This is a genomic window from Streptomyces sp. XM83C (assembly GCF_023072675.1).
GTDB classification, from domain to species: domain Bacteria; phylum Actinomycetota; class Actinomycetes; order Streptomycetales; family Streptomycetaceae; genus Streptomyces; species Streptomyces thermocoprophilus.
On the sequence record NZ_JALLGL010000006.1, the window covers coordinates 18,855 to 43,401 of the forward strand.

A 24,547-nucleotide genomic window follows, 5' to 3' on the forward strand; every position below is an offset into this window, starting at 1 on the left:
CCACTGACGACGACGAGGGACGGGCGAGGGCGTGGCCGAGGCGGCAGACTTCCAGGGGACGAGTCCCTCACCTGCCCGCCGGTGGCTCCGGCGTACCGGAGCGCTGCTGGCCGGACTCCCCCTGCTCGCCGGGGTGCTCCAGCTGCCCGCCGCGTCACCGGCCGGGGCCACGGCGCAGCAGGCCCCGCAGGCGCCCAGCGGCTCGCGCACGGTGTCGGTGGCCGTGAACTCGCTCACCCCGAGCGTCCTCGGGGAGGGCGACACTCTCACCGTCTCCGGCACGGTCACCAACAAGGGGAAGCGGGCGATCACCGACGCCCATGTGGGCGTGCGGGTCGGTCCTGAGCTGACCACCCGCTCGGAGATCGACTCTGCCTCCGAACGCACCGGCTACGCCCCCGGGCTCGACGGCGCGGAGGTCGGCGGCAAGTACGTCACGGAGATCGACAAGCTCGATCCCGGGGTGGCGCAGCCCTTCAGCATCTCCGTACCGGCCGACGAGCTGGATCTCGGGGACGGCGGTGTGTACCAGCTCGCCGTGTCGCTGTCCGGCCAGACATCCGCGCAGCAGTGGCAGCAGGTGCTCGGCATCCAGCGGACCTTCCTGCCCTGGCATCCCGAGGACTCTAAGACCAGGACGAAGACCACCGTCCTGTGGCCGCTGATCTCCACGGTCCACATGACCGCCGAAACAGGACCCGGCGAGCAGCAGACGCCGGTCTTCCTCGACGACGACCTCGCCAAGGAGATCTCCCCCGGCGGCCGGCTGGACGAGATGGTGACGAAGGGCCGCGACCTCGACGTCACCTGGGTCATCGACCCGGACCTGCTGGCCTCGGTCGACGCGATGACACGCAGCTACAAGGTGCGCGACGACGGCGAGGCCGTACCGGGCACGCACCAGGCGGTCGCCAAGCGGTGGCTCGCCCAGCTACAGCAGGCGGTGGCCGGCAAGGAGGTCGTCGCGCTGCCGTTCGCCGACCCGGACCTGGCCTCGCTCGCCCACAACGGTACGAGCGTCACCGGCTCGCTCAGCGAGCTGAAGGCGGCCACCGATGTCGCCGCCGTCACGGTGAAGACGGTGCTGCACGTGACGCCGAGCACCGACTTCGCCTGGCCCGTGGACGGCGCCGTGGACCCCTCCATCGTCAAGGTCGCCACGTCCGCGGGCGCCGACAAGGTGATCGCCCGCAGCGACAGCCTGAAGGAGACGGGCGGACTGTCGTACACGCCGTCGGCGGCCCGGCCCATCGGCGGGGGCACCACGGCCGTCGTCGCGGACGCCCGGCTGTCCACGGCGTTCCAGGGCGATCTGACGTCGGCGTCCGCGGCGACGCTGGCGGTGCAGAAGTTCCTGGCGCAGAGCCTCGCGCTCAACCTGCAGACGAACAAGCAGCGCAGCATCGTCGTCGCCCCGCAGCGCATGCCGGAGCCCGCGCAGGCCCAGGCCATGGCCATGGCGCTGACCGCGCTGGCCGGCGGCGGCTGGTCGCAGACGCAGGGGCTGACCGCGGCGGCCAAGGCGAAGCCGGATCCGGAAGCCACCCGCAAGGTGCCCTCCGGCTCGGCCTACCGTTCCGCGCTGCGCAAGCAGCAGCTGCCCCGCTCGGCGTTCGAGCAGATCGCGACGACGCAGCGCAAGTTGCAGGACTTCCAGCAGATCCTCACCGACGAGTCGCGGGTCGTGACGCCCTTCGGGCGGGCCATGAACCGCGCGATGTCCACGTCGTGGCGGGGCCGGGCCACCGAGGCCGACGCGTTCCGACAGGACGTCGAGTCGCATCTCGGGACGCTCTCCGGGCAGGTCGGGCTGATCCCGAAGTCCGACACGAAACTGTCCGGGCGCACCGCCACCATCCCGGTGACCGTGCAGAACAATCTGGTGCAGGGCGTGGACCATCTGGTCCTGCGGCTCACCTCGACCAACTCCACCCGTCTGAAGATCGGCGGGGACACCTGGCAGGAGCAGCGGATCGCGGTCTCCGGCGGGCACAGCCAGACGGTGAAGTTCACCACGTCCGCCAACGTCAACGGTCAGACCACGGTCGTCGCACAGCTGTACACGGCGGACGGCCGGCCCTACGGTGACCGCGTCACGTTCGATGTGAAGGTCACCGAGATCACGGCCGCGGTCATGCTGGTCATCGGCGGCGGTGTGCTGCTGCTCGTCCTCGCCGGTTTCCGCATGTACACCCAGCGCAAGCGCGCGGCCGCCCGTGAGGCCGAGAGCGAGGACCCGGGGGAGCGTGCGGAGCGCGAGCCCGCGGACGCCCCGGGGAACCGTGAGGAGCCCGGGGATCGTCCCGAGGAGGAGTCCGGCTCGGCCGCCGGGACAGGCGACGTGCAGCCGAGTGACCCGGCGCCTGACACCGCAGCGGAAAGCGCCGACCCGTCCGGGACGGGTGAGAGAGTGGACCGTTGAGGATGTCGTGGCCGGACGGCCCGGGACGATGAGGTGGGGTAACCATGAACGCGCCGTACGACGGTGACCGCGGCCAGGCCGCGGGCAGCTCGGGCTACCCCGAGGGCCCGCCGCCCGAGCACGGCCAGGTGCCGCCGCAGCACCCCGCGGACATGTACATCCAGGACGCCTTCGACCAGGACCCCTACCGGGCGCAGGACCTCTCCGCGCAGGACCCGGTCGCCGAGGCGCTCTACGACCGTGCCGCGCACCCTCCGCCGCCCCCGGGCACCTACCCCCCGCCGCAGGCGCTGTACGCGCAGCCCGCGCAGTCCCCTCACGCGCCCGACCCGCAGGTGTGGGCGCAGCCCCCGGCGCCGGAGCCGGACGGCCCCACCCAGTACCTGCCGTACGGCGACGACCCGCGCACCACGCAGTACGTGGGCGTGGACGACCTGGTCACCCAGGCCGGTGAGGAGCCGAAGGAGCAGGACGCGTTCGCGCACCTGTTCCGCGACCAGCAGCAGTCCGGGGCCCGCGCGGTGCCGGACACCCCCCAGGTCCCGGGCCCGGCGGCGGCCCCCGGCGGGCCCAGCACGGCGCCGGGGCACCCGGTACAGCCGCCCGTGGACGACCGCACCATGAACCTCGGCACGGTGGACGCGGCGGAACCGGACGATGCCGCGCCCGCCGCCCCGGTCGCGCCCGCGCCGAAGAAGGCGGGGCGGGCCGCGAGCCTGCTGAAGTCCAGCGCGGTGATGGCGGCCGGCACGATGGTCTCCCGCCTCACCGGCTTCGTCCGCTCCGCGCTGATCGTCTCCGCGCTCGGCGTCGGCCTGCTCGGCGACACCTTCCAGGTCGCCTACCAGCTCCCGACGATGATCTACATCCTCACCGTCGGCGGCGGCCTGAACTCCGTGTTCGTGCCCCAGCTGGTGCGCGCGATGAAGGAGGACGAGGACGGCGGCGAGGCCTACGCCAACCGGCTGCTCACGCTGGTGATGGTGGTCCTCGGGCTGCTGACGGTCGCCGCGGTCTTCGCCGCGCCGATCCTGATCCGGCTGCTGTCGGACTCGGTGGCCAGCGACCCGGCCGCCCATGACGTCGGCGTCACGTTCGTCCAGTACTTCCTGCCGTCCATCTTCTTCATGGGCATCCACGTCGTGATGGGGCAGATCCTCAACGCGCGCGGCAAGTTCGGCGCGATGATGTGGACGCCGGTCCTGAACAACATCGTCATCATCGTGACGCTGGGCATGTTCATCTGGGTGTACGGCACCGCCGCCGACTCCGGCATGAAGGTCACCAGTATCCCGCCGGAGGGCCAGCGCCTCCTCGGTATCGGTGTGCTGCTCGGCCTCGTCGTGCAGGCCCTGGCGATGATCCCGTACCTGCGGGAGACCGGCTTCCGGCTGCGGCTGCGGTTCGACTGGAAGGGCCACGGTCTGGGCAAGGCCGTCACGCTCGCCAAGTGGACGTTCCTGTTCGTGCTGGCCAACCAGGCCGGCGCGCTCGTCGTCTCCCAGCTGTCCACGTCGGCCGGCAAGGCGTCCCCCGTGGACGGCACCGGTTTCGCCGCGTACGCCAACGCCCAGCTGATCTGGGGTCTGCCGCAGGCCATCATCACGGTGTCACTGATGGCGGCGCTGCTGCCGCGGATCTCCCGCTCGGCCGCCGAGGGCGACGCGGGCGCCGTCCGGGACGACATCTCGCAGGGCCTGCGCACCACGGCCGTCGCGATCGTGCCGATCGCGTTCGGCTTCCTCGCGCTCGGCATCCCGATGTGCACGCTGATCTTCGGCAACTCCGGCACCGGCGAGGCCACCAACATGGGCTACATGCTGATGGCCTTCGGTCTCGGTCTGATCCCCTATTCGGTCCAGTACGTGGTCCTCCGCGCGTTCTATGCGTACGAAGACACTCGCACCCCCTTCTACAACACGGTCATCGTGGCCGCGGTCAACGCGGGCGCTTCCGCTCTGTGCTACTTCGTGCTGCCGTCCCGCTGGGCGGTCGTCGGCATGGCCGCCGCCTACGGCCTGGCCTACGCGACCGGCGTCGGTGTCGCCTGGAACCGTCTGCGCAAGCGGCTCGGCGGCGATCTGGACGGCGCCCGTGTCCTGCGCACGTACCTCCGTCTGTGCATCGCCTCCGTCCCGGCCGCGGCCCTCAGCGGCGCCGCCTGCTACGGCATCGGGCAGACGGTCGGCCAAGGCGTCGCCGGCTCGTTCGCGGCGCTGCTGGCCGGCGGCGCACTGCTGCTCGGCACGTTCTTCGTGGCCGCCCGACGGATGCGGATCGAGGAACTGAACTCGCTCGTCGGCATGGTCCGGGGCCGACTGGGACGCTGAGAGAGGGGCAGGCGCACAACCAACAACCGCACTCGCGTGTCGTGCAGAGCGACGGACTGTGGGCACAATTGGATCGGCGTCGGACGGCGCGCTCGGTGTCGCACGGCGCGCATGGGATGGGGAGGCAGGAACGACGGTGGCGGAACGGAGTACGGCTGCCGTCGACGTGGCAGACAACAGCGGCGACGAGTCGCTGACCGCACAGGCGGACCAGTCCACGGCCGACGGGGTGGCCAAGAACCGGGAGCGGGACACGGACAACGACGAGGCGCAGGGGAGTGGCGGGACGCAGGATCCCGGAAAGGCCTCACCGCCCGAGCTGCACAGCGGCCACAAACTCGCCAGACGCTACCGGCTCGAAGAGTGCGTCACCCGTCTGGACGGGTTCAGCAGTTGGCGTGCGGTCGACGAGAAGCTGCGTCGCGCCGTCGGCGTCCACGTCCTGCCCGCCGACCACGCCCGGGCCCGTTCCGTGCTGGCCGCCGCACGCTCCTCCGCTCTGCTGGGCGACCCGCGGTTCGTACAGGTGCTGGACGCGGTCGAGGAGAACGACCTCGTCTATGTCGTCCACGAATGGCTGCCGGACGCCACCGAGCTGACGGCGCTGCTGGCGGCCGGGCCGCTGGAACCGCACGACGCCTATCAGATGGTGAGTCAGATCTCGGCCGCGATGGCCGCTGCCCACCGTGAGGGCCTGTCCCATCTGCGGCTCAACCCGAACGCCGTACTGCGCACCTCCACCGGCCAGTGGCGCATCCGCGGGCTCGCCGTGAACGCCGCGCTGCGCGGCATCACCTCGGACCGCCCCCAGCGCACCGACACCGAGGCGATCGGCGCCCTGCTGTACGCGGCGCTCACCCAGCGCTGGCCGTACGAGAACGACGCCTACGGCCTGTCCGGTCTGCCCAAGGATCTCGGTCTGATTCCGCCGGACCAGGTCCGCGCCGGCGTGCACCGCGGACTGTCGGAGCTGGCGATGCGCGCGCTCGCCAACGACGGCGCGACCGCCTCCCGGCACGAGGCACCCTGCACGACGCCGGAAGAGCTGGTGAAGGCCATCGGCGAGATGCCCCGCATCCGCCCGCCGGAGCCGGCGTTCACCCCGCCGCCGGACTACCAGCGCACCACCTACCAGCAGGGCACCTACGGCCGGCAGGCGCCGCACCCCGGTGTCACCCAGCCGGTACCGACGCCGCCTCCCCCGCTGCAGAGCCGTACCGGCAAGGCGCTGAAGTGGGCTGTCTCCGCGCTGCTGATCGCCGCGCTCGGGCTGGGGAGCTGGCAGCTCGCGGACGCGCTGCTGGACCGGGGCGGCTCCGACGACACCAACCAGACGCAGACCACGGACGGCAACGACGACAACGGCGACAAGGTCCGCCCCGCCAAGCCGCTCACCATCCAGAACGCGCAGGAGTACGTGGCCGAGGGTTCCGCACAGGCCGCGGCCGACGTGGGCAAGACCTACGACGGCGACAGCTCCACGTTCTGGCGCACCCGGCGGTATCTTGACGGGCCGAAGCTCGCGCCGTACAAGCCGGGCGTGGGCATCGTCTACGACCTCGGCTCGCCGCAGGAGGTCGCGTCGGTGTCGATAGGGCTCCGGTACCCGGGCGACCACACGACGGTCCATCTGTACGCCACGGACGCCCTGCAGCCGGTCGCACCGGTCGACTCCGCGAAGGAGATCGGAACCGCCACCACGACCGGAACCTCTGTCACGGTGAAGGCGTCGAAGAAGCTCAAGACGCAGTACGTGCTGCTGTGGATCACCGATGTGCCCATGGCGCCTCAGGACGACTACAGCGGCCCGGGCTACAAGCAGGCCATCACCGACGTGAAGTTCACGGGCTGACCTGGCACCGGAGGGGGTCCGATGGCGGAGGGCGCCGGATACGACGGGGTGAGCGATCAGGATCTGCTCACCCGCCACGTCGACGGGGACCCCGATGCCTTCGGCGAGCTCGTGCGGCGTCACCGGGACCGGCTGTGGGCGGTGGCGCTGCGCACGTTGGGGGACCGTGAGGAGGCCGCCGACGCCGTCCAGGACGCCCTTGTCTCCGCCTACCGGGCCGCGCACACCTTCCGCGGCCAGTCGGCCGTCACGACCTGGCTGCACCGCATCACGGTGAACGCCTGCCTCGACCGGGCCCGCAAGGCCGCCTCCCGCAAGACCTCCCCCGTCGACGACACGGAACGGCTGGAGCAGCTGCTGGAGCCTCACGAGTCCGCCTCGGCGCCGGTCGAGCGCGACGACCTCCACCGCCAGCTGCTGGAGGCCTTGGACACCCTTCCGCCCGACCAGCGGGCCGCGCTCGTCCTCGTCGACATGCAGGGATATCCGGTCGCCGAGGCCGCCCGCGTCCTCGATGTCCCGACGGGCACCGTCAAGAGCCGCTGCGCCCGGGGCAGAGCCCGGCTGCTGCCGCTGCTCACCCATCTGCGGCCGGAAAACAGCCGTGGGACCGGCCTAACGGGCGAAGAACGGAACCGGCCACCGGGCAGATCCGTCCCACCCGCAGCGGGACCGCACAACACAGGGCCGCGTGATCCAGGACCGAACGACTCAGCCGCAGTCAAGGGCGGAGGTGGGCGAGCGTGACATCGACGACGGACACGGCAGGGCACCCGGACGTCACCGAGATCTCCGACCTCGCCGAAGGGCTGCTCCCACCGTCCCGCACCGCCGATCTACGACGGCACCTGGACGCATGCGACCTGTGCGCGGACGTCCATTCCTCCCTGGAGGAGATCCGCGGACTGCTCGGCACCCTGCCGGGCCCGCCGAAGATGCCGGACGATGTCGCCCAGCGCATCGACGCGGCCCTTGCGGCGGAAGCCCTCCTCGACGCCCGGACCGCCGGATACCCCGAGGACGAGGCAGCCGGCCACCCCGCTTCGAGGACCTCCGCAACGGCGGACCACGCGCATGTTTCACGTGAAACATCGGCACCCGACCGTCCCTCCGGCCGTCCCCGCACCGCCGGCACCGGCCCGGGCCGCAAGGAGCGCACCCGCCGGAGCCGGCGCAAGGTCGCCGTCCTGAGCAGCGTGCTCGGAGCCGCCGCACTGGGCCTCGGCGCCGTGCTGGTGACCTCACTCACGGACGGCGGCACCGCCGCGAAGGCCCCCCGGACCACCGCAGCGGACACCTTCGCCCAGGGCACCCTCCAGGGCCAGGTGACCGACCTCCTCGCCGGGAGCACCGACGACGGCTCCCATGCCCCTCGCAGCCTCGGCATCGAGTCCGACACCGGCAACGGCCCCAAGGTCTACCGGCAGCCCACTGTCCCCGAATGCGTCCAGAAGGGCATCGGCCGCAAGGAGGCGGCCCTCGCCACCAAGGAAGGCACCTATCAGGGGACCGCCGCGCTGCTCGTCGTGCTGCCCGACACCACCAACAGCGGCCGGGTCACCGCCTATATCGTCGATGCGGCCTGCGTGAAGGACCCGAAGTCGGCGGACAGCGCCAAGATCCTGCTGCAGAACTCCTTCCCGCGTCCCTGAGCGCCGGAGGCCTTGTCGTCGCCGTGCGTGGTACCCGTGCGGTGACGGGCCGCGGTGTGCCCGGACACGGCGGGAATGCGGGCCCCGTAGGATCCGTTGGGTGGGGTGAGAGTTCAGAAACGGGCTCCCACCGGCCGTACGACGCAGCCAAGAGACGAGGAATCAAGCCGTGAGCGACGTCCGAAACGTGATCATCATCGGCTCCGGGCCCGCCGGATACACGGCGGCGCTCTACACCGCACGCGCGTCGCTGAAGCCGCTGGTGTTCGAAGGGGCGGTCACCGCGGGTGGCGCCCTGATGAACACCACCGAGGTGGAGAACTTCCCCGGCTTCCGGGACGGCATCATGGGCCCCGAGCTCATGGACAACATGCGGGCGCAGGCCGAGCGCTTCGGCGCCGAGCTCATCCCCGACGACGCCGTCTCCGTCGACCTCACCGGTGAGATCAAGACCGTCACGGACACCGCCGGCACCGTCCACCGCGCGAAGGCCGTGATCGTCACGACCGGCTCCCAGCACCGCAAGCTCGGTCTGCCGAACGAGGACGCGCTCTCCGGCCGGGGCGTCTCCTGGTGCGCGACCTGTGACGGCTTCTTCTTCAAGGACCAGGACATCGCCGTGATCGGCGGCGGCGACACCGCGATGGAGGAGGCCACCTTCCTCTCCCGCTTCGCCAAGTCCGTCACCGTCGTCCACCGCCGGGACACTCTGCGCGCCTCCAAGGCCATGCAGGAGCGCGCCTTCGCCGACCCGAAGATCAAGTTCGTCTGGGACAGCGAGGTCGCCGAGATCCTCGGCGAGCAGAAGCTGGCCGGTCTGAAGCTGCGCAACGTCAAGACCGGTGAGCTCTCGGACCTGCCGGTCACCGGCCTGTTCATCGCGATCGGCCACGACCCGCGCACCGAGCTGTTCAAGGGCCAGCTGGACCTGGACGAGGAGGGCTACCTCAAGGTCGCCTCTCCCTCCACCCGGACCAACATCCCGGGTGTCTTCGCCGCGGGCGATGTCGTGGACCACACCTACCGCCAGGCCATCACCGCGGCCGGTACCGGCTGCTCCGCCGCCCTCGACGCCGAGCGGTACCTCGCCGCTCTGGGCGACAACGAGCAGCAGGCCGAGCCCGAGAAGACCTCTGTCTGACCCCCATCCCGCCCCACGCACCAACAGTTAAGGAGCCCGCCGTGGCAGGCACCCTGAAGAACGTGACCGACGACTCCTTCGAGCAGGACGTCCTGAAGAGCGACAAGCCCGTCCTGGTGGACTTCTGGGCCGCCTGGTGCGGCCCGTGCCGTCAGATCGCGCCCTCGCTGGAGGCGATCGCCGCCGAGCACGGCGACAAGATCGAGATCGTCAAGCTGAACATCGACGAGAACCCCGGCACGGCTGCGAAGTACGGCGTGATGTCCATCCCGACGCTGAACGTCTACCACAACGGTGAGGTCGCCAAGACCATCGTCGGTGCCAAGCCCAAGGCCGCGCTCCTCCGCGACCTCGAGGACTTCATCGCTGAACGCTGAGCAACGTTTCACGTGAAACATGAGGGGCCGACCTCCACGGGTCGGCCCCTTCGGCATATACGGCCGCGCAGAACATGCGGCGGCCCGAAGGCTGACCGGAGCCGCCGCGCCGTGGTCACAGGGGCCGCAACGCGGGTTCCTTCTGTACTGCCCCGAGCAGCCGGTCCAGAGCCAGCTCCACGTCTTCCTTCCAGGACAGCGTGGACCGCAGCTCCAGCCGCAGACGCGGGTGGACGGGATGCTGGCGCACGGTCTTGAACCCCACGGCCAGCAGATGATCGGCGGGCAGCAGACAGGCGGGTTCCTTCCAGCGGGCATCGCCGAACGCCTCGATCGCCTTGAACCCGCGACGCAACAGATCCTTCGCGACGGTCTGGACCATCACCCGGCCCAGCCCCTGCCCCTGATAGCCCGGCACGATGAAGCCGGTGATCAGCTGCACGGCGTCCGGTGAGACAGGGCTCGTCGGGAAGGCGGTCGAGCGCGGGACATAGGCGGGCGGCGCATAAAGCACGAACCCCACCGGGACGTCATCGACATAGACCACCCGCCCGCAGGAGCCCCAGTCCAGCAGGACGGCGGAGATCCACGACTCCTTCTCCAGGTCCGCCGTCCCGGCCTTTATCGCGGCTTCGCCGCTGACCGGGTCCAGCTCCCAGAAGACGCACGCGCGACAGCGCTGGGGAAGGTCCTGAAGATTGTCCAGCGTGAGCGGTACGAGCCGACGGCCCATGAAGGCGGTTCCTCGCTTCCCCCGCCCGCTGTCCGGCGGGCGGCTGTCAGAGCACCCCGTTCCCTGAGCAGACTGCCGACGAATCCGCCGACCGCGCCCAGCCCCAGGCCGGCGCTCACGAGTCCGGTCCGGCTCATCGTGCGCATGGCCCCCCGCCCTCCCCGTTCGAGGTGCTGCCCGGTCATGTGCCTGATCCATTCGCATCGTATCCACGAAACAATCTGCTCGATACCGGATCAAAGCAAAGAGCGGGCCGTGTTCCGGTACACACCGGACACGGCCCGCTCTCCGTCGGACACGGAAGATCAGTCGTCGGTGTCGTCCGGCCCCGCGTCCCTGAGGCTCTTCTGCAGCACCTGGCCCTCGCCCGGGGCGAGCGTGCTGAGGATGCGCTCCAGATCCTCCACCGAGGCGAACTCAACGGTGATCTTGCCCTTCTTCTGGCCGAGGTCGACCTTCACCCGCGTCTCGAACCGGTCCGACAGCCGGGATGCCAGGTCGTTGAGGGCGGGGGAGATCCGGGAGCCGGCACGCGGCTTGCGGGACCGGGGCGCCTTCTTTTCCCGCGACCCCATCAGGGTCACGATCTCCTCGACCGACCGCACCGAGAGCCCCTCGGAGACGATCCGCTTCGCCAGCCGGTCCTGCTCCTCCGGGTCCTCGATGCCGACCAGTGCACGGGCATGGCCCGCGGAGAGCACTCCGGCGGCGACCCTCAGCTGGATCGTCGGCGACAGCTTCAGCAACCGGAGCGTGTTGCTGATCTGTGGGCGGGAACGGCCGATGCGCTCCGCCAGCTGATCATGCGTGCAGTTGAAGTCCTTCAGCAGCTGATCGTAGGCGTTCGCCTCCTCGATCGGGTTGAGCTGCGCCCGGTGGAGGTTCTCCAGCAGTGCGTCGACGAGCATCTTGTCGTCGTCCGTGTGCCGCACGATCGCCGGGATGTTCTCCAGTCCCAGCTTCTTGCAGGCACGGAAGCGCCGCTCACCCATGATCAGCTCGTAGCTGTCGGGGCGCATCTGCCGGACCACCACGGGCTGCAGAAGCCCGAACTCGCGGATGGAGACGACCAGCTCTTCCAGGGCGTCCTCGTCGAACACCTCGCGCGGCTGGTGCGGGTTGGGCGAGATGGCGTCGAGCGGGATCTCGGCGAAGTGCGCCCCCATCGGAGGGGCCGGAACAGAAGGAGCCGCCGACTCCTCTGTTTCACGTGAAACAGGCGGCAGTGTGGCCACCTTCGCCGCGGCCACTCCGCGGTCGGACGTCAGCGTCGGGACACCGGACGGAGATGCGGCTGCGCCGCCTCCCAGTGCCGCCGCAGCCGGGCTCTTCTCTGTCGGGGCGGCGGGGATCAATGCGCTAAGACCTCGACCCAGCCCCCTCCGTCGCTCGCTCACTGGATCCCCTCCACCATGTTCGGGTTGCTCTGGGCGCCGATATGGGCGTGGAGCGCGTCATAGCTGACGCCGACACCCTTCAGCGCGATCTCACGTGCGGCCTCAAAGTAGGAGAGGGCGCCACTCGATCCCGGATCGTAGGTCAGCACCGTCTGCCCGTAGCTCGGCGCCTCGGAGATACGGACCGAGCGGGGAATGCTCGTCCGCAGCACCTCGTCACCGAAGTGGTTGCGCACCTCTTCCGCGACCTGGGACGCCAGGCGTGTCCGGCCGTCGTACATGGTGAGCAGGATGGTCGACACATGCAGCGTGGGGTTGAGGTGGCCCCGCACCAGGTCGACGTTGCGCAGAAGCTGTCCCAGACCTTCCAGCGCGTAGTACTCGCACTGGATCGGGATGAGCACTTCCTGGCCCGCCACGAGCGCGTTGACGGTCAGCAGTCCGAGCGAGGGCGGACAGTCGATGAGGATGTAGTCGAGCGGCTGCTCATAGGCCTGGATGGCCCGCTGGAGCCGGCTCTCGCGGGCGACCAGGGAGACCAGCTCGATCTCTGCGCCGGCCAGGTCGATGGTGGCGGGGGCACAGAAGAGGCCCTCGACGTCGACGACCGGCTGGACAACCTCGGACAGCGGCTTGCTGTCCACCAACACGTCGTAAATGGACGGCACTTCGGCATGGTGGTCGATCCCCAGCGCGGTGGACGCATTGCCCTGCGGATCGAGGTCGATCACCAGGACCCGGCTCCCATGGAGAGCCAGGGAGGCGGCGATATTGACCGTCGTCGTGGTCTTGCCGACGCCGCCCTTCTGGTTGGCGACCACGATGATGCGGGTCTGCTCGGGTCGCGGGAGACCCTCCCCGGCGCGGCCCATTGCCTCCACCGCGAGTTGGGCCGCACGACCGATCGGGGTGTCGTCCATCGGGGGCGGCGTTTCACGTGAAACATCCTCCCCCGTCGACTCGGTACGGGGACCGGGGACCGGATCGGTCATCGGTCCCGCGATGTTGGCGTCGGACCGCAAGGATTCACTCTCCTCGACTTCAGGCTCGCAATGAAGAGAGCGTCGCATGCCTTTGGGGTCGTGAGCCAGTGAGCCCTTGCCTTCTGTGGAGAAATCCACCTCTGTGGACAACTCCGTGCCCCTCGCGGGGGACGGGGACGGCTTGTCTGACGCCTGGTCCAGGGAGCCGAGAGGCCTACGTTCGCGGGGGTCAGCCGCAGCGCGGCCCCGACTGATGATGCCGTGCAGCAGTGAGCGACGTTTCACGTGAAACACGATGCCGAGCAGCCGAGGCCGAACTGTCGCGACACTCCGTCATGCGACGCTTGGGACGTTTATGTGGAGTACACCCGCAGGTACAACCCCAGGCGCACTCCAGAGCACAGCTCCCGGGCGTGCCACCCGGGACCACACAGCCGGCCCGCAGGACAGCACACCCCATCCCGCGGGACGTCGCACCAACGGCCCGGCCCGCGCGAGGCAGCACGCCTGGGCCGCGCCGGGCAGCACACCCGTCCCGCCGGGCAGCACACCCGGCCCAGCCCCGTCAGCGCCGGCGCCGGGTACGCCCCGTGCGGGCCGCCTTGGCCCGCTTGGCGGCGAAGCGGACACCGCCGGGGCTCTCCCCGACCTCGACGCGCACGACCGTGGACATCGGGTCCACCACGCCCTCGCCGACGTGCAGGATCGACGTCTCCACGGCACCCAGCTTGGTCAGCGCGGTCGCCGCGGCCTTGAGCTCCTCCTCGGCCGTGTCGCCCTTGAGGGCGAGCATCTCGCCGTAGGGCCGCAGCAGAGGAATCCCCCAGGTGGCGAGCCGGTCCAGCGGGGCCACGGCACGGGCCGTCACGACATGGACCGGGGGCAACTTGCCCATGACCTCCTCGGCACGGCCGCGCACGACGGTGACATGGTCGAGCCCGAGCAGCTCGACGACCTCGGTGAGGAAGTTGGTGCGCCGCAGCAGCGGCTCCAGCAGGGTGATCTTCAGGTCGTCCCGGACCAGGGCCAGGGGGATACCGGGCAGGCCGGCGCCGGAACCGACATCGCACACGGTGACTCCCTCGGGCACGACCTCCGAGAGCACCGCACAGTTCAGCAGATGCCGCTCCCACAGGCGGGGTACCTCCCGGGGACCGATGAGCCCGCGCTGCACTCCCGCCTCCGCCAGAAGCTCGGCGTACCGGACCGCATCCGCGAAGCGATCACCGAATACGTCGCGCGCCTGCTCGGGCGCAGGGGGAAGCTCCGCTGCCTCCGTCACGGGGACCGTCCTTCCGTACCGCATCAGCGCGCTGCGCGCCGACGACCACCAGAACTACAGGCTGACAAAGATCGGCCCCGCCTGCGCAACAGACGGGGCCGGGGTGACGTGCGTACCGGTTCAGTTGGGCAGCACGACGACGAAACGCTGCGGCTCCTCGCCCTCGGACTCGCTGCGCAGTCCGGCGGCCTTGACCGCGTCGTGCACGACCTTCCGCTCGAACGGGGTCATCGGCCTGAGCCGCTTGGGCTCACCGCTGCTCTTGACCTCGGCGGCGGCCTTGGCCCCCAGCTCGGACAGCTCGGCACGCTTCTTGGCGCGGTACCCGGCGATGTCCAGCATCAGCCGGCTGCGGTCGCCGGTCTCCCGGTGCACGGCGAGCCGGGTCAGCTCCTGCAGGGCCTCCAGCACCTCGCCGTCCCGGCCGACCAGCTTCTGCAGGTCGCGGCTGCCCGTGTCGCTGATGATCGACACAGAGGCGCGGTCGGCTTCGACGTCCATGTCGATGTCGCCGTCGAGGTCGGCGATGTCCAGCAGACCCTCGAGGTAGTCCGCCGCGATCTCGCCCTCCTGCTCCAGGCGGGTCAGGGTGTCTGCACCCTCGGCGGAGGTGGTGCCTTCCGTCACGGGATGGGCTCCTTCTTACTTCTTGGACGGGGACTTGGGGCGCTGCGGACCACCCTTGCGCTGGCCGGACTGGGCCTTGCTGCGGGTGCCGGAGCCCGGCTTCTTGGCGGGAGCGGGAGCGGGCTTGGCGTCCTGGGTGTCGCCGGACTTGCTGAGCGACGTGGTCGACGCCGGGGCGGAGCCGGAGGCACCGGACGCGGAGCCGCCCGCCTGGCGCTTGGACTTCGGCTGGCGCTTGGGCTGCTGCCGCTTGGGCGCCCCGCCCGTGCTGCCCGGCGTGCCGTCCTCGGTGGCAGCCGCCTGGACCTCGCTGCGGATCACGGTGCCGTCGGTCTGGGCGGCCAGGCCGGCCTTGTTCAGGCCGTTGATGAACTTGCGCTCGGCCTCGTTGCGGTCGCGGCCCTTGGCGACGATCGCCTTGATGATCGTGCGCTCGCTGCGGCGGCGGGCGCTGCCGTGGTGGACCACGCGCTTGGAGAGGCGCTCCAGGTAGGCGGCCTGGGCCTTGGAACCCGGGGTCGGGTTGTTGTGGATGACGTACATCTGCTGGCCCATGGTCCACACGTTGGTGGTCAGCCAGTAGACGAGGACACCGACGGGGAAGTTGATGCCGAAGACGGCGAAGATGACCGGGAAGACGTACATCAGCATCTTCTGCTGCTGCATGAACGGCGTCTTCACGGTGGTGTCGACGTTCTTCGTCATCAGCTGGCGCTGGGTGAAGAACTGCGAGGCCGACATCAGGACGATCATGACGGCGGTGACGACGCGGACGTCGGTCAGCGAGGCGCCGAGAGCCTCGACCTTGGCGGCGCTGTCCATGAACTTCGCGGCCAGCGGGGCACCGAAGATATGGGCCTGACGGGCGCTGGCCAGCAGGTCCTGGTCGATGACGCCGACCGTCTTGCCGGTCGCGATGCCGTTGAGGACGTGGTACAGGGCGAAGAAGAACGGGGACTGCGCCAGGATGGGAAGGCACGAGGAGAGCGGGTTGGTGCCCGTCTCCTTGTACAGCTTCATCATCTCTTCGGACTGACGCTGCCGGTCGTTCTTGTAGCGCTCCTGGATCTTCTTCATCTCCGGCTGGAGCGTCTGCATCGCGCGCGTCGCCTTGATCTGCTTCACGAAGAGCGGGATCAGGCAGATCCGGATCACGATCACCAGGGACACGATGGACAGGCCCCAGGCCCACCCGGTGTCAGGGCCGAACAGGGCGCCGTACACCTTGTGGAACTGGACGATGACCCATGAGACGGGCCAGGTGATGAAACTGAAGAGGCTGGCAATCGTGTCCACTAATCATGCTCCTTGGGCATGGGACGAGGTCTCTGCGGCCGGGCTCGAAGGGATCTTCCCGTCGGTGGCCGGTTCGGCGGCACAGGGCCCGCCCCTGCGTGCACGCCAGGCGTCACGCAGCATTTCGTGCCACCGCGGACGCTTGCGCGGCGGAACATGGTCCACGCCGCCCGGCGACCACGGGTTGCACCGCAGAATGCGCCAGGCGGTGAGTGCTGTCCCCTTGATCGCGCCGTGGCGGTCGATCGCGGTGTAGCCGTAGTGGGAGCACGAGGGGTAGTACTTGCACACCGGCCCGAGCAGTGGACTGATCGTCCACTGGTACAGCTTGATCAGAGCCAGCAGCGGGTACTTCATCGCGCGCCCCCTCCCAGCAGCCGCTCGAGGGCGGCATCCAGGTCTCGGGCCAGCTGTCCGTGGTCGGCGTCACCCGCACCGGGCAGCGCTCGTACGACTACCAGGCTACCGGGGGGCAGCCGGTCCAATCGGTCCCGCATGAGGTGACGCAGCCGACGCTTCACCTTGTTGCGGACCACTGCTCCGCCGACGGCCTTGCTCACGACGAAACCCGCACGCGTCGGGGAAGCGCTCTCCCCTGGCGCGTGCGGGTCCGTGGCACCGCTGCGAAGGTGGACGACGAGGAGCGGGCGGCCGGCCCGGCGACCCCGTCGTACCGCGGTCGCGAAGTCCTCGCGCCGCCTCAGCCGGTTCTCGGTGGGCAGCACGACGGCATGACCTGACCGGGATCAGGCGGACAGACGGGCGCGACCCTTGCTGCGGCGGGACGCGAGAATCGCGCGGCCGGCACGGGTGCGCATACGCAGCCGGAAGCCGTGGGTCTTCGCGCGACGACGGTTGTTCGGCTGGAAGGTGCGCTTGCTCACTCGGGGGCTCCAGAAATCAAATCGGTGGTGGCGGGTGCCGTCCTGGCTGTCACCGTGCGCCCACGAGTAGCTCGCGTTACGCCCGAGTGCACCGCGGAACACCCCCGCGTCAGCAGGGACTACTCACTCTCAGCGATCGGTGCCCATCGGAGGCAGGCGGCAGCAGCCGTCGACAACTCGACCTCGTCACGGTACGCGCGGCTACGCCATCCGGTCAAACCAGGGGTCACCGGGAGACACTGTCCACAGGCTGGGGACAACAACTTGAACCGTACCGGCCGCGCTGACTACCGTGGCTGGACTCCGATTCGTTCCCTTGTCCCCAACCATCCGATTCACATCCCGACCCTTCCCCGGACCACACGTTCGAGGGACCTGTGAGAGAGCGTGCCCTGTGGCTGACGTACCTGCCGATCTTGCCGCAGTGTGGCCACGTGTACTGGAGCAGCTTCTCGGGGAGGGCCGCGGCCAGGGCGTCGAGGGCAAGGACGAGCACTGGCTCCGGCGGACGCAGCCGCTCGCGCTGGTCGCCGACACGGCCCTGCTGGCCGTACCGAACGAGTTCGCGAAGGGCGTACTGGAGGGCCGGCTGGCCCCGGTCGTCAGCGAGAGCCTGAGCCGCGAGTGCGGTCGCCCGATCCGTATCGCGATCACCGTGGACGACTCGGCGGGCGAGTCCCCGGCCCCGCCCGCGCCGCCCGCCCAGCAGCCCCCGCGCCACGAGCAGCAGCGCTACGACGACCAGCGGTACGAGGAGCAGCCCGAACTCCCGGTGTACGACGGCCCGTACGAGGGGTACGGCCGTCACCGTGCCGAGCCTGTGCCGGGCCGTGAGGACCGCCCCGGCGGCCGGCCGGACCTGCCGGGCTCGCGCGGCGACCAGATGCCGACGGCCCGCCCGGCCTACCCCTCGGAGTACCAGCGCCCCGAGCCGGGCGCCTGGCCGCGCCCGCAGGACGACTACGGCTGGCAGCAGCAGCGGCTGGGCTTCCCCGAGCGCGACCCGTACGCCTCCCCGTCCTCGCAGGACGGTTACGGCGATTCGTACGGCCCCAAGGACCCGTACGGCCCGTCCGCGCAGGACTACCGCACGTCGGCGCCGGAGCGCCCCGAGCGCCCGCCGTACGAGCCGCAGCGCCCGGACTACGACGCCCAGCGCGGCGACTACGACAAACGGGACTACGAGCAGCGGGACTACGAGCAGCGGGACGCCACGCGGCGTGAGCTGCCCGACCCGTCGGGCGGTCCCGGCCAGGCGCACCGCGGCGGACCCGTGGGCCCGGGCCCGTCCTCGGCCGGGGCGCCCGGGTCGTCGGCGGCGCAGCCCGCGCCGGCGGCCGGTCCGGGGGAGCCGACGGCGCGCCTGAACCCGAAGTACCTGTTCGACACGTTCGTGATCGGCGCGTCCAACCGTTTCGCGCACGCGGCTGCGGTGGCCGTGGCGGAGGCGCCGGCGAAGGCGTACAATCCGCTGTTCATCTACGGCGAGTCGGGCCTCGGCAAGACGCATCTGCTGCATGCGATCGGGCACTACGCGCGGAGCCTGTACCCCGGCACGCGTGTGCGGTACGTCAGTTCCGAGGAGTTCACGAACGAGTTCATCAACTCGATCCGGGACGGCAAGGGCGACAGCTTCCGCAAGCGGTACCGGGAGATGGACATCCTGCTTGTCGACGACATCCAGTTCCTCGCGGACAAGGAGTCGACGCAGGAGGAGTTCTTCCACACGTTCAACACGCTGCACAACGCCAACAAGCAGATCGTGCTGTCCTCCGACCGGCCGCCCAAGCAGCTGGTGACGCTGGAGGACCGGCTGCGGAACCGTTTCGAGTGGGGTCTGATCACCGACGTCCAGCCGCCGGAGCTGGAGACGCGGATCGCGATCCTGCGCAAGAAGGCGGTGCAGGAGCAGCTGAACGCCCCGCCGGAGGTGCTGGAGTTCATCGCCTCCCGGATCTCGCGGAACATCCGTGAACTGGAGGGCGCGCTGATCCGGGTGACGGCGTTCGCGTCGCTGAACCGGCAGCCGGTGGACCTCGGGCTGACGGAGATCGTCCTGAAGGATCTGATCCCGGGCGGCGAGGACTCGGCGCCGGAGATCACCTCGACGGCGATCATGAGCGCCACCGCGGCCTACTTCGGGCTGACGGTGGAGGATCTGTGCGGCACCTCGCGCGGGCGCGCGCTGGTCACGGCCCGGCAGATCGCGATGTATCTGTGCCGTGAGCTGACGGACCTGTCGCTGCCGAAGATCGGCGCGCTGTTCGGCGGCCGGGACCACACGACGGTGATGCACGCGGACCGGAAGATCCGCAACCTGATGGCGGAGCGGCGCTCCATCTACAACCAGGTGACGGAGCTGACCAACCGCATCAAGAACGGCTGACGAAGGCCGCGTACGGCGCTGAGGGCGCCCTCGGGAGCGATCCCGGGGGCGCCTTTTCTGCTCGGTACGGGAGACCGGGGCCGCCGGGTGCGGAAGACCGGGGCCACCAGGTGCGGGAGACCGCGGCCACCAGGTGCGGGAGACCGGGGCCGCCAGGTGCGGGAGACCAGTGCGTCCTCCCGCCCGGCGCGGGGCGGCCCGGGTGTCCTGATGGCCGGTGCGGGGGCCCTGGGCGGCGGCGGAGCAACCCTGGGACGGGACTGCGGGGCTCCGCCGCTGTGGCTCCGGCGGGCCGGCACGCCCTCTCCGCCCGTCGTGTCCCCGTCAGCGGCTGTTCGATCGGATGCCGGGTTACGGCCTCTCTCCACAGATTCGGTGACTTTCTTCCGTCCACAGACTGGGGACTGCGAAGTTGTCCATACGGGCGTCCACAAGGGCGGGCCGCGGAGAGCATCCGGGCAGGTCAGCAGCATGTGGATTCGTGGACGAACGATCTCCACAGACTGTGGACAGAGCCATGATCCACAAGCTGTGCACGGAGTTGTCCACGGGCAACCCACAGGTTCGGCCCGCTTGTCCCCAGCGATCGGGGACTTCTCCACATCACTGTCCACTGTTCGACAACGCGACGCCTCCGATCACCGGCCCGAGTGAAAGCCGTCACACGAAGCTGCCGGATTGGGGTGTGGGAAACCTGGGTAAAACTGGGGACGCAGCTGGGGAGAACTGCCCTCGTCCTGTGGGCGGAGTGTGCAGAACTTTCTGTTCTCCACAGAGACCCCGAGTTGTCCACCGGTGCCACCCACAGGGGCAGTGGACAAAATCTCCGGCCTGAGCTGGGCAAACGCGGTTATCCACGGTATCCACAGGCCCTACTACTACGAACGACTAGAGAGAGCCCGGAAATCGTTTGGAAGCGGGTCCTGTGCACAACTCGGCGCATCGGGCCCGGCTGCCCCTTCGAGCGACTTGACCCCGACGGGCACCTACTGTCAGTGCCGTGCGTCAGACTGGTCCCCGGTGTTGTTCCCGCCTCAGGAGGCGGTGACACCGAGTCGGAGGACTCAGTAGCAACAGCAGGAGGCGGCACACAGTGAAGATCCGGGTGGAACGCGACGTACTCGCGGAGGCAGTGGCCTGGGCGGCACGCAGCCTCCCGGCCCGTCCGCCGGCGCCTGTCCTCGCCGGCCTCCTGCTGAAGGCCGAGGACGGCCAGCTGAGCCTGTCCAGCTTCGACTACGAGGTCTCCGCTCGGGTGAGCGTCGAGGCCGAGGTCGAGGAGGAGGGCACGGTCCTGGTCTCCGGCCGCCTGCTCGCCGACATCTCGCGGGCGCTGCCCAACCGCCCGGTGGAGATCTCCACAGACGGTGTACGGGCGACCGTGGTCTGCGGCTCCTCGCGGTTCACGCTCCACACCCTGCCTGTGGAGGAGTACCCGGCGCTGCCGCAGATGCCGAACGCCACGGGCACCGTCCCCGGGGAGGTGTTCTCCGCCGCCGTCCAGCAGGTGGCCATCGCCGCCGGCCGGGACGACACGCTGCCGGTGCTGACGGGTGTCCGCATCGAGATCGAGGGCGACACGGTCACCCTGGCCTCCACCGACCGCTACCGCTTCGCGGTCCGCGAGTTCCTGTGGAAGCCGGAGAACCCGGACGCCTCCGCGGTGGCCCTGGTGCCCGCCAAGACGCTGCTGGACACCGCCAAGTCGCTGGGCGCCGGTGACAGCGTCACGCTCGCCCTGTCGGGCTCCGGCGCGGGCGAGGGCCTGATCGGTTTCGAGGGCGCCGGGCGCCGCACGACGACCCGGCTGCTGGAGGGCGACCTCCCGAAGTACCGGACGCTGTTCCCGACGGAGTTCAACAGCGTCGCGACGATCGAGACGGCGCCGTTCGTCGAGGCCGTCAAGCGTGTGGCGCTGGTCGCCGAGCGGAACACCCCGGTGCGGCTCAGCTTCGAGCAGGGCGTGCTCATCCTGGAGGCCGGCTCCAGCGACGACGCACAGGCTGTGGAAAGGGTGGACGCCCAGCTCGACGGCGACGACATCTCGATCGCCTTCAACCCGACCTTCCTGCTGGACGGCCTCAGCGCGATCGACTCCCCGGTGGCGCAGCTGTCCTTCACGACGTCGACGAAGCCCGCGCTGCTGTCCGGCAAGCCGGCCGTGGACGCCGAGGCGGACGCGGCGTACAAGTACCTGATCATGCCGGTCCGCCTCAGCGGCTGAGCCGGTCCGACGGGCACCGCCGGTCCACAGGCTGTGGACCGGCGGACCGCTGAACCCCCAGGTGAGCGGCCACGTTTGAGCGCGTATGCCCACAGCTGTGCGGGACCGTCCGGGTTTAGGCTTCGGACGCGGGTACGAGGGTGCCCGGGGGTGCGTCGGCGCCCCGCACGCCACACAGCGACCTAAGGAACACAACTGATGGAGCTCGGTCTCGTCGGCCTCGGCAAGATGGGCGGCAACATGCGCGAGCGGATCCGCCGCGCGGGCCACACCGTCATCGGATACGACCGCAACGCGGACCTCGCGGACGTCCACAGCCTGGAGGAGCTTGTGGGCAAGCTCTCCGCCCCGCGCGTGGTGTGGGTGATGGTCCCGGCCGGCGAGCCCACGCAGTCCACGATCGATCAGCTCGCCGAGCTGCTGGAGCCCGGTGACGTGGTCGTCGACGGCGGCAACTCCCGCTGGACGGACGACGAGAAGCACGCCGAGGAGCTGGCCGCCAAGGGCATAGGCTTCGTCGACTGCGGCGTCTCCGGCGGCGTATGGGGCCTGGAGAACGGCTACGCGCTGATGTACGGCGGCGACAAGGAGCACGTCGCCAAGGTGCAGCCGATCTTCGACGCGCTCAAGCCGGAGGGCGACTTCGGCTCGGTGCACGCGGGCAAGGTCGGCGCGGGCCACTTCGCGAAGATGGTCCACAACGGCATCGAGTACGCGATGATGCAGGCCTACGCCGAGGGCTGGGAGCTGCTGGAGAAGGTCGACTCCGTGGAGAACGTCCGCGAGGTCTTCCGCTCCTGGCAGGAGGGCACCGTCATCCGCTCCTGGCTGCTGGACCTCGCCGTCAACGCGCTCGACGAGGACGAGCACCTGGACGGGCTCAGGGGTTATGCACAGGACTCCGGTGAGGGACGCTGGACTGTGGAGGCCGCCATCGACAACGCGGTCCCGCTGCCGGCGATCACCGCGTCGCTGTTCGCGCGGTTCGCCTCCCGCCAGGAGGACTCGCCCCAGATGAAGATGATCGCGGCGCTGCGCAACCAGTTCGGCGGCCACGCGGTCGAGAAGAAGTAACGCAGAAACACCTGAACGCCGGGGAGGTCGGCGCACGACCATGCACGTCACGCATCTGTCGCTGGCCGACTTCCGCTCCTACGCCCGGGTCGAGGTCCCGCTGGACCCGGGCGTCACGGCCTTCGTCGGCCCCAACGGGCAGGGCAAGACCAATCTCGTCGAGGCGGTCGGCTATCTCGCCACCCTCGGCAGTCACCGCGTCGCCTCCGACGCGCCCCTGGTGCGCATGGGTGCCGACCGGGCCGTGATCCGCGCCCAGGTCCGGCAGGGCGAGCGGCAGCAGCTGATCGAGCTGGAGTTGAATCCGGGCAAGGCCAACCGCGCCCGTGTCAACAGGTCCTCGCAGGTCAGACCGAGGGACGTGCTGGGGATCGTACGGACCGTGCTGTTCGCGCCGGAGGATCTCGCCCTGGTCAAGGGCGATCCCGGGGAGCGGCGGCGCTTCCTCGACGAGCTGATCACCGCGCGCTCCCCGCGCATGGCGGGCGTGCGCTCCGACTACGAGCGGGTGCTCAAGCAGCGCAACACCCTGCTGAAGAGTGCGGCGCTGGCCCGCAGGCACGGCGGGCGCACGATGGACCTGTCCACGCTGGACGTGTGGGACCAGCATCTGGCGCGGGCCGGGGCGGAGCTGCTCGCGCAGCGGCTCGACCTGATCGCGGCGCTGCAACCGCTGGCCGACAAGGCGTACGAGCAGCTGGCGCCGGGCGGCGGGCCGGTCGCCCTTGAGTACAAGCCGTCGGCGCCCGGCGAGGGGCACACGCGCGAAGAGCTGTACGGGCAGCTGATGGGCGCGCTCGCGGAGGTGCGCAAGCAGGAGATCGAGCGGGGTGTGACACTGGCCGGCCCGCACCGGGACGACCTGGTGCTGAAGCTGGGGCAGCTGCCGGCGAAGGGGTACGCGTCGCACGGCGAGTCCTGGTCGTACGCGCTGGCGCTGCGGTTGGCCTCGTACGACCTGCTGCGGGCCGAGGGCAACGAGCCGGTGCTGGTGCTCGACGACGTGTTCGCGGAGCTGGACGCGCGGCGCCGGGAGCGGCTGGCGGAGCTGGTGGCGCCCGGTGAGCAGGTGCTGGTGACGGCCGCGGTCGACGACGACGTACCGCATGTGCTGGCCGGGGCGCGGTACGCGGTGTCCGGTGGGACGGTGGAGCGCGTATGAGACCTGTGGGCAAAGACGGCGAGGACCGGGCGCCCGGCGAGGCCTCGGGCGGTTCCCCGGGCCGGGGCTCCGGGCCGTCCGGCGAGTCCGCGGGCCGGGCCAGGGTTCCGGAGCCGTCCGGTGTCGATCTCGCGCGCGTGGCGTTGCGGGCGGCGAAGGAGGCGGCACGCGCGCGTGGGGAGTCGGCGCAGCAGAAGAAGCAGGCGCGGCGGGGCGGGTTGCGCTCGGGGGCGCGCGCGGACGGGCGCGACCCGATGGCGCTGGGTGCCGCGATCAACCGGCTGATCACCGAGCGGGGCTGGGAGGCGCCGGCCGCGGTGGGCGGGGTGATGGGCCGCTGGCCGGAGATCGTCGGGCCGGACGTGGCCAAGCACTGCGAGCCGGAGCGGTACGACGAGGACGAGCGGGTGCTGGTGGTGCGCTGTGACTCCACGGCGTGGGCGACGAACCTGCGGCTGCTGGCGCCGACGCTGGTGGCGCGGCTCAACGAGGACCTCGGGCACGGCCGGGTCCGCATGATCAAGGTGCAGGGGCCGGGCGGTCCGGTGCGCCGGTACGGGCCGTTGCGGGCCCCCGGGAGCGGGGGTCACGGGGACTCGTACAGGTGACGTACATCACGTCGCCAGGGGGGCTGATCCATGTCCGTACAAGATCCCGGACCGCGACCTGACTCCTGAGTAGCCAAGGGTTGACAGCCCGAAGCGCTGAGTGCCGCTGTGAGCCTC

At 70.2% G+C, this 24,547-nt stretch carries 21 protein-coding genes; 12 read left to right on the forward strand and 9 right to left on the reverse strand.

Annotated elements, in window-relative coordinates; all coding sequences use genetic code 11:
• The first annotated feature begins 31 nt into the window (after positions 1-31).
• The 7 genes from MTQ10_RS01730 to trxA all read left to right on the forward strand — a co-directional run bounded on the left by MTQ10_RS01730 (position 32) and on the right by trxA (position 9,774).
• The gene (locus MTQ10_RS01730; protein ID WP_247461435.1) at positions 32-2,422 is read left to right on the forward strand and encodes a DUF6049 family protein; all 2,391 of its coding nucleotides are present in this window, start codon (positions 32-34) and stop codon (positions 2,420-2,422) included.
• A 44-nt stretch (positions 2,423-2,466) separates the two neighbouring features.
• Positions 2,467-4,752, forward strand: a complete 2,286-nt coding sequence (gene murJ / locus MTQ10_RS01735; protein WP_247461437.1) for a murein biosynthesis integral membrane protein MurJ — start codon at positions 2,467-2,469, stop codon at positions 4,750-4,752.
• A 136-nt stretch (positions 4,753-4,888) separates the two neighbouring features.
• Entirely contained in the window at positions 4,889-6,604 is a 1,716-nt protein-coding gene (locus tag MTQ10_RS01740; protein WP_247461439.1) for a protein kinase family protein, read from the forward strand.
• A 21-nt stretch (positions 6,605-6,625) separates the two neighbouring features.
• Complete coding sequence (gene sigM / locus MTQ10_RS01745) at positions 6,626-7,351, forward strand: RNA polymerase sigma factor SigM (protein ID WP_247461442.1); 726 nt, start codon at positions 6,626-6,628, stop codon at positions 7,349-7,351.
• Positions 7,348-8,256, forward strand: a complete 909-nt coding sequence (locus MTQ10_RS01750) for an anti-sigma factor family protein (protein ID WP_247461444.1) — start codon at positions 7,348-7,350, stop codon at positions 8,254-8,256. Before sigM ends, MTQ10_RS01750 begins: the two co-directional genes overlap by 4 nt.
• Positions 8,257-8,425: 169 nt before the next feature.
• Positions 8,426-9,397: a thioredoxin-disulfide reductase gene (trxB, locus tag MTQ10_RS01755; protein WP_247461446.1), complete on the forward strand. Its 972-nt coding sequence runs from the start codon at positions 8,426-8,428 to the stop codon at positions 9,395-9,397.
• Between the two features lie 41 nt (positions 9,398-9,438).
• Positions 9,439-9,774, forward strand: coding sequence for a thioredoxin (gene trxA, locus MTQ10_RS01760; protein ID WP_247461449.1), 336 nt, complete (start codon positions 9,439-9,441; stop codon positions 9,772-9,774).
• A gap of 115 nt (positions 9,775-9,889) precedes the next feature.
• Here the strand turns inward: trxA and MTQ10_RS01765 are convergent, their stop codons facing one another.
• The 9 genes from MTQ10_RS01765 to rpmH form a co-directional block, all read right to left on the reverse strand.
• Complete coding sequence (locus MTQ10_RS01765; protein ID WP_247461451.1) at positions 9,890-10,507, reverse strand: GNAT family N-acetyltransferase; 618 nt, start codon at positions 10,505-10,507, stop codon at positions 9,890-9,892.
• 305 nt (positions 10,508-10,812) lie between these two features.
• Positions 10,813-11,904 (reverse strand): ParB/RepB/Spo0J family partition protein, encoded by a 1,092-nt coding sequence (locus MTQ10_RS01770; RefSeq protein ID WP_247461453.1) that lies wholly within the window; start codon positions 11,902-11,904, stop codon positions 10,813-10,815.
• Entirely contained in the window at positions 11,901-12,974 is a 1,074-nt protein-coding gene (locus MTQ10_RS01775) for a ParA family protein (RefSeq protein WP_282611667.1), read from the reverse strand. Before MTQ10_RS01775 ends, MTQ10_RS01770 begins: the two co-directional genes overlap by 4 nt.
• Before the next feature lie 478 nt (positions 12,975-13,452).
• The gene (gene rsmG / locus MTQ10_RS01780) at positions 13,453-14,169 is read right to left on the reverse strand and encodes a 16S rRNA (guanine(527)-N(7))-methyltransferase RsmG (protein WP_247461455.1); all 717 of its coding nucleotides are present in this window, start codon (positions 14,167-14,169) and stop codon (positions 13,453-13,455) included.
• 120 nt (positions 14,170-14,289) lie between these two features.
• Positions 14,290-14,796, reverse strand: a complete 507-nt coding sequence (locus MTQ10_RS01785; protein ID WP_247461457.1) for a Jag family protein — start codon at positions 14,794-14,796, stop codon at positions 14,290-14,292.
• Positions 14,797-14,811: 15 nt separating this feature from the next.
• Positions 14,812-16,092 carry a membrane protein insertase YidC gene (gene yidC / locus MTQ10_RS01790; protein WP_247461459.1) on the reverse strand — a complete coding sequence of 427 codons (1,281 nt, stop codon included), beginning with the start codon at positions 16,090-16,092 and terminating at the stop codon, positions 14,812-14,814.
• Between the two features lie 3 nt (positions 16,093-16,095).
• Positions 16,096-16,449 (reverse strand): membrane protein insertion efficiency factor YidD, encoded by a 354-nt coding sequence (yidD, locus tag MTQ10_RS01795; RefSeq protein WP_247461461.1) that lies wholly within the window; start codon positions 16,447-16,449, stop codon positions 16,096-16,098.
• The gene (gene rnpA / locus MTQ10_RS01800) at positions 16,446-16,817 is read right to left on the reverse strand and encodes a ribonuclease P protein component (protein WP_247461463.1); all 372 of its coding nucleotides are present in this window, start codon (positions 16,815-16,817) and stop codon (positions 16,446-16,448) included. The genes yidD and rnpA overlap by 4 nt, the downstream gene beginning before the upstream one ends.
• A 21-nt stretch (positions 16,818-16,838) precedes the next feature.
• Positions 16,839-16,976: a 50S ribosomal protein L34 gene (gene rpmH / locus MTQ10_RS01805; RefSeq protein ID WP_003956500.1), complete on the reverse strand. Its 138-nt coding sequence runs from the start codon at positions 16,974-16,976 to the stop codon at positions 16,839-16,841.
• A 394-nt stretch (positions 16,977-17,370) separates the two neighbouring features.
• On the opposite strand from rpmH, the gene dnaA reads away from it, so the two are divergent.
• The 5 genes from dnaA (at position 17,371) to MTQ10_RS01830 (ending at position 24,430) form a co-directional block, all read left to right on the forward strand.
• A complete protein-coding gene (gene dnaA / locus MTQ10_RS01810) occupies positions 17,371-19,362 on the forward strand; it encodes a chromosomal replication initiator protein DnaA (RefSeq protein ID WP_308404528.1) in 1,992 nt (663 codons plus the stop codon).
• A gap of 1,093 nt (positions 19,363-20,455) precedes the next feature.
• On the forward strand, positions 20,456-21,586 hold the full coding sequence (dnaN, locus tag MTQ10_RS01815; RefSeq protein WP_247461467.1) for a DNA polymerase III subunit beta: 1,131 nt from the start codon (positions 20,456-20,458) through the stop codon (positions 21,584-21,586).
• 198 nt (positions 21,587-21,784) lie between these two features.
• Positions 21,785-22,660 (forward strand): phosphogluconate dehydrogenase (NAD(+)-dependent, decarboxylating), encoded by an 876-nt coding sequence (gnd, locus tag MTQ10_RS01820; RefSeq protein ID WP_247461469.1) that lies wholly within the window; start codon positions 21,785-21,787, stop codon positions 22,658-22,660.
• Positions 22,661-22,700: 40 nt separating this feature from the next.
• Positions 22,701-23,822 carry a DNA replication/repair protein RecF gene (recF, locus tag MTQ10_RS01825; protein WP_247461471.1) on the forward strand — a complete coding sequence of 374 codons (1,122 nt, stop codon included), beginning with the start codon at positions 22,701-22,703 and terminating at the stop codon, positions 23,820-23,822.
• A complete protein-coding gene (locus MTQ10_RS01830) occupies positions 23,819-24,430 on the forward strand; it encodes a DUF721 domain-containing protein (protein ID WP_247461473.1) in 612 nt (203 codons plus the stop codon). Before recF ends, MTQ10_RS01830 begins: the two co-directional genes overlap by 4 nt.
• The last annotated feature ends 117 nt before the right edge of the window (positions 24,431-24,547 follow it).

Coding starts and splice junctions, on each gene's coding strand:
- sigM (WP_247461442.1), top strand. CDS start 6,626: ATGGCGGAGGGCGCCGGATACGACGGGGTGAGCGATCAGGATCTGCTC.
- gnd (WP_247461469.1), top strand. CDS start 21,785: ATGGAGCTCGGTCTCGTCGGCCTCGGCAAGATGGGCGGCAACATGCGC.
- MTQ10_RS01765 (WP_247461451.1), bottom strand. CDS start 10,507: ATGGGCCGTCGGCTCGTACCGCTCACGCTGGACAATCTTCAGGACCTT.
- MTQ10_RS01830 (WP_247461473.1), top strand. CDS start 23,819: ATGAGACCTGTGGGCAAAGACGGCGAGGACCGGGCGCCCGGCGAGGCC.
- yidD (WP_247461461.1), bottom strand. CDS start 16,449: ATGAAGTACCCGCTGCTGGCTCTGATCAAGCTGTACCAGTGGACGATC.
- recF (WP_247461471.1), top strand. CDS start 22,701: ATGCACGTCACGCATCTGTCGCTGGCCGACTTCCGCTCCTACGCCCGG.
- murJ (WP_247461437.1), top strand. CDS start 2,467: ATGAACGCGCCGTACGACGGTGACCGCGGCCAGGCCGCGGGCAGCTCG.
- MTQ10_RS01775 (WP_282611667.1), bottom strand. CDS start 12,974: ATGCGACGCTCTCTTCATTGCGAGCCTGAAGTCGAGGAGAGTGAATCC.